This window comes from Chrysiogenia bacterium, from assembly GCA_020434085.1.
In the GTDB taxonomy this organism is placed as follows: Bacteria; JAGRBM01; JAGRBM01; order JAGRBM01; family JAGRBM01; genus JAGRBM01.
In genome coordinates this window covers 1-4766 of record JAGRBM010000530.1, presented here as the reverse complement: position 1 = coordinate 4766, position 4766 = coordinate 1, and the positions used below count along the sequence as shown (strand labels likewise).

The 4766-nt window shown below is 65.2% G+C and carries 3 protein-coding genes; all 3 read left to right on the top strand.

Features of this window, described 5'->3' with window-relative positions:
• Window positions 1–401 precede the first annotated feature (401 nt).
• The gene (locus KDH09_17755; GenBank protein MCB0221548.1) at window positions 402–1898 is read left to right on the top strand and encodes an amidase; all 1497 of its coding nucleotides are present in this window, start codon (window positions 402–404) and stop codon (window positions 1896–1898) included.
• 282 nt (window positions 1899–2180) lie between these two features.
• Window positions 2181–3428 carry a fatty acid desaturase gene (locus KDH09_17750; GenBank protein ID MCB0221547.1) on the top strand — a complete coding sequence of 416 codons (1248 nt, stop codon included), beginning with the start codon at window positions 2181–2183 and terminating at the stop codon, window positions 3426–3428.
• Window positions 3429–3812: 384 nt separating this feature from the next.
• A partial coding sequence (locus KDH09_17745; protein MCB0221546.1) for a beta-lactamase family protein occupies window positions 3813–4766 on the top strand: 954 nt, incomplete at its 3' end.

Genomic DNA, 4766 nt, shown 5'->3' with positions numbered 1-4766 from the left:
GGGCTGCAATGGATTGCTGGGCGCTGGCGGGAGGCCGGCGCAAAGTGAGTCATTGCTGAGCCGGCGTTCCTTGCGATATGACAAGCAAATGGAACTGCCAAGTCAGGAGGAGCTCGAAGCCGCAACGTGACGGCGCGCCTCAACGAAGTCTACTCGGATGCGAAGGCTTCCCGTCTGGATCCTGAAGTTGTTCGCTACCAAGCCAAGCTGTTACCCGAAGATGACTGGTAACCAGTCAATGTCATTCTGAGCGCAGCGAAGAATCGCGTGCTCGACAGCCGGTTCGGGGCCGATTCTTCGCTTCGCTCAGAATGACAACTATCCCAGGGGGGGCCGCCCCCATCTTTCCCCCTCCGCCCTTGCCTGCCATACTCCCCCCATTCCCCGGGAGGATGCACGCCATGGCCGGTTTTGCTGAATACACCAAACACGATGCGCTGGGGCTCGCAGGGCTCGTCGAGAAAAAGGAAGTCACGCCGCTGGAGCTCGTGGACAGCGCGATCGATGCGATCGAGCGGCTCAACCCCCAGCTCAACGCCGTCATTCACACCTTCTATGACCGCGCGCGCGAGGCCGCCAGGGGAGAGCTTCCGGCCGGCCCGTTCCGCGGGGTGCCGTTTCTCTTTAAAGACCTGCTGACCGCCTACGCGGGCGAGGAAATGTGCTCGGGCGCGGGCTTTTACCGCGGGTGGAAACCGGCGAAGAATTCCGAGCTGGCCAATCGCTACCTGGCCTCGGGGGTGGTGCTGCTTGGCAAGACCAACACCCCGGAGTTCGGACTGGTGCCCACGACCGAGCCCAAGGCCTTCGGACCCACGCGCAATCCCTGGGATACTTCGCGCACCACGGGCGGAAGCTCCGGCGGCACGGGCGCGGCGGTGGCCTCGCGCATGGTACCCATGGCCGGCGGCGGCGACGGCGGCGGATCGATCCGCATTCCGAGCGCCATGAACGGGATCTTCGGACTCAAGCCCACGCGCGGGCGCACCCCCGTGGGCCCGGCTGAGTCCGAGGGCTGGCACGGCTTTGCCATCGAGCACGTGCTGACCCGCAGCGTGCGCGACAGCGCCGCCATGCTCGATGCCACCTGCGGGCCGTTCCTCGGTGACTTCCACTACCTGCCCAAGCCGCACGGCAAGTTTCTCGATGAAGTGGGCAAGGACCCGGGCAAGCTGCGCATCGCGTATAGCGCCGAGCCCTTCCTGCCCGGCGAGGTGCACACCGAGTGCCGCCGCGCCATTGCCGAGACGGTGCGCAAGCTCGAAGCGCTCGGCCACGAGTGCATCGAGGCGCGCCCCAACTTCGACGGGCTCGCATTCTCGCGCAACTTCCTCGTGATGGCCGCGGCCTATTCGTGGGTGAACATCAAGGAAGCCGAGGACACGCGCGGGCGCAAGGCCCAGTTCGGCGAGTTCGAGGAGCGCACCTGGCTGGCCGCGCGCATGGGCGACGTGTTCAGCGCCGGCGAGTTCGTCTACGCCATTCGCCGCCTGCAGGAAGCGGCGCGCGAAGTGCTGCTCTTCTGCGAGGACTACGACGTTGTTCTCAATCCCACCACCGGCGCCCCGCCACAGAAGCTCGGATTCCTGGACGCAAAGGGCGTCAACGCCGTGATCGAGAAGGTCGCCTCGCGCATCCCGCTGGGGCCGCTCATGAAGAACGGCGCGGCCCTCGACGCCAACGCCGCCGAAGTCTTCAGCTTCATCCCCCACCCGCCCGTCTACAACGTGACCGGCCAGCCCAGCATGAGCGTGCCGCTCTACTGGACCGACGAACACCTGCCCGTGGGCAGCATGTTCACCGCCAAATTCGGCGACGAGGCGACGCTGCTGCGCCTTGCCGCGCAGCTCGAAGCCGCCCACCCCTGGGCGGACAAGAAACCGCCGGTCAGCGCGTAGGCTGCGCCAACTCAGTCCCCACGCAGGGGCGGGCCCTGCCCGCCCCTTTTTCTTGCGCGCGCCATATGTAATCTCCGTTAACTTTGTCATACGTCAAAGCCGTTCAAGGGAACTTTGCGCAGCATCCCTGCAGTTTCTACGCAATAATTTTCAATAAATTCTAGTAATTTCAGCATATTACCATACGTAATACTTTTTAATTGACGTGTTTGTTCATTTGTATTACAAATCCCGTATTCGCTGCCCCGGAGAGGGGCGGCACCGTCCAGGGAGGACGCAACAATGGAAACCACAGAGCTTTACGACCACGCAGGAGCCACGGCCACCCCGCCGGCGCGCATTCCTTCACCTCGCGAGATCGCACGGCACATTACCGGCAAGGAGCCCGCCGCCGGCTTCGACAAGCTCCCCCACTGGGAGAGCGAGGAAGAGCGACTCGAGCTCTTCGGCAAGGCGATCGACGAAATCCGCAACCGCGTGGAGGCACAGATCGGCGACGAGGACGTCGCCTACATCAAGAAGGTCGACGCCTTCTCGCGCGCCATGGAAGTGGTGGGCCGCGTGCTCATTCACTTCAGCATCGAGCCCGTCACCTTCAGCGCCGGCGTGCTGGCGCTGGCCATCTACAAGATTCTCCAGAGCATGGAAGTCGGTCACACCGCGCTTCACCAGGCCTTCGACGGCCTGGAGGGCGCCGAGCGCTTCCAGTCCAAGACCTTCAAGTGGGAGCCCCCCATCGATGAAGAAGCCTGGCACAAGGGCCACAACGTGGGGCACCACCAGTACACCAACATCGTCGGCAAGGACCCCGACGTGCGCTACGGCAACGTGCGCCTCAATCCCGGCGTGGAGTGGAGCGAGAAGAACGAGCACCAGATCGCGCAGAGCCTTTTTTCGTGGGTGTTCTTCGGCACGGCCATGAACCTGCACTTCACCGGCGTCGAGGACCTTGCACTGGGCCGCACGCCCGAGGATTCGGCGATGCTCAAGGACCGCAGCGAGCCCAAGGTGCGCAAGGCCTTCAAACAGCTCCTGCGCAAGTACGCCCGCCACGCGGCCAAGGAGTACGTCCTCTTCCCCGCGCTGGCCGGCCCGTTCTTCTGGAAGGTCGCGCTCGGAAACTTCATCTCCAGCCGCATGCGCGACGTCTACGCCGCGGCGACCATCTACTGCGGCCACATCGGTGACGACGTCGCCGACTACCCCGAGGGCACCAAGGCAAAGGGCCGCGGCCAGTGGTATGCGATGCAGGCCGAGGCCGCCAACAACTTCGAGGTGCCGCTGCCGGTCTCGATTCTCTGCGGCGCGCTCGACTACCAGATCGAGCACCACCTGTTCCCCAAGTTCCCGACCAACCGCCTTCGCGAGATCGCGCCCGAGATTCGCGCAGTGTGCGAGCAGTACGGCGTGAACTACAACACCGACACCTGGCCCAATACCCTGAAGAAGGCCTTCCGCCGGCTCGAAGAACTGAGCCACCCCAACCCGGAAGCCAGCATCGAAATCGCTCCCACCCGCGAGGCGGCCTGATTCCCCGATCCCCAGAGGGCCGACTCCAAAGCGGCGCTGCGAGAGCAGCGCCGCTTTTTTGTGTGAAGAAGACAACTCCGCCCCTGCTCCCCCGGCCCTCCTTCGCCAAGGCTTCGAGAGGGCCGCCCGCCAAAGCTTCAACGCCGGAGGGCGGGGGGAGCTGTCCGGCGCGGCGCCGGACTGGGGGGGTCGCGCAGGCGGCGCTCAATTTCTCCCGCGTGCCGGTACCGGCATCCCCTCAGTCGCCTTTGGCGACAGCTCCCCCGAGGGGGGAGCCGGGTGATTCGTCCACGTCCACGTCCACGAAAACGGATGGATCGCGCAGTTGCACCCCGCAACCCGCGCCGCCTACCCTGCCCCGCACCACTTCGAAGGAAACAAGGCATGAGCGAGACCCCCGAAATCCACGGCCAGTGCGACCCGAAATTCGAGCGCGTGCGCGAGGCCTTTGCCGAGAACTTTGAGAAGCGCGGCGAGCTGGGCGCGGGCGTGGCGGTGACGATCGGCGGCAAAAGCGTGATCGACCTGTGGGGCGGGCATCTCGATTCGAAGAAGGCCACGTCGTGGGAGAAGGACACACTCGTCAATGTCTACTCGACCACCAAGGGCATCACCGCGCTGTGCGCGCACCGGCTCGCCGATCAGGGCAAGCTCGACTTCGACGCGCCCGTGGCGAGCTACTGGCCCGAATTCGCCGCCGAGGGGAAGGAGAACATCCCCGTGCGCTGGCTGCTCTCCCACCAGGCCGGGCTGCCGGCGGTTCGCAAGGTCCTTCCGGCCGAGCACCTCTTCAACTTCGAGACCATGGCCGCGCACCTGGCGGCGGAAAAGCCCTGGTGGGAACCGGGAACCAAACACGGCTACCACGCGGTGACCTTTGGCTGGCTCGTTGGCGAGGTGATCCGCCGCGTCTCGGGCAAGACGCCGGGCAATTACTTTGCCTCCGAAATCGCCGCGCCGCTCGGCGCCGACTTTCACATCGGCATGGACGCCTCCATGCACGCTCGCGCAGCGCGCATGAAGGCGGCCCCCATGGGAACAAAGCCGCCCGAGGGCCAGCCCAGCCTGATGGACATCATGATGAAGGAGCCCACCGGCGTGACCGGCCGGGCCTTCATGAACCCGCCCAGCATGGCGCGCCCGGGCGTGGTGAACACCCCCGAGTGGCGAAGCGCCGAGCTGCCCGCCGCCAACGGGCACTGCACGGCGCGCGCGCTCGCAAGCATCTACGGCTGCGCCGCGGGCGTGGAGACAAACGGCTTCCGCATCTTCTCCGACGCGCAGATTCCAAAATGTTACGAGGAGCAGGCTTTCGGCCCCGACGAAGTGCTGCGCATC